Here is a 519-nt window from a genome sequence, read left to right as displayed (position 1 = left end):
GTTCAAGCCGCAGGATGCCGGTTTTGCGCCGACGGGCTTTTCCCCGCGCTAGGTCTGCCCCGGACCTCGCGCCTTTGCCCGCCGGTGGGTGAATACGCCGGCGGGCGTTTTTTCTCCGCAAGCATGGAATGACGATGGCCAAGGCGCAGACACAGACGGGCTCTAAGGCAATCCGCGCGATTTTCGCCGATGCCAAGGCGGCGATCGAGGACAGCGACCAGTTCCTCGACCCCGACCCGAACCTGCCGCGCGACGGCATCAAGCCCGGCCAGTGGGTGGGCGCGCCGCACGATCGCCTGCCGCCGGCGTGCCCGGTGACGGTGATTGGCCGCGACGCCGACGGCACGGTTTACTGCACCACGGCCACCAACGATTTTCGCGCGATCGAGCGCTGGGACGCGCCGACGCTGACCGGGCTGTTCGCGCCCTACCTCAACACCATGATGTGGGCATGGCCGGCCTTCGGCGAGGCAAAGGTGTTCGACCCCGACACGGGCGAGGAACGCAAGACGCTGGTGG

General features: G+C 67.8%; 1 protein-coding gene. It reads left to right on the top strand.

Translation table 11 applies throughout. From position 1 onward, the window contains the following. Positions 1–134: 134 nt before the first annotated feature. The coding region (locus tag EOA36_RS36785; RefSeq protein WP_145969574.1) for a hypothetical protein at positions 135–519 on the top strand (385 nt) is incomplete at its 3' end.

The organism is Mesorhizobium sp. M8A.F.Ca.ET.021.01.1.1, assembly GCF_003998025.1.
GTDB lineage: Bacteria > Pseudomonadota > Alphaproteobacteria > Rhizobiales > Rhizobiaceae > Mesorhizobium.
The sequence above is the reverse complement of the archived record's forward strand: the minus strand, read 5'-3'. Positions and strand labels throughout refer to the sequence as shown.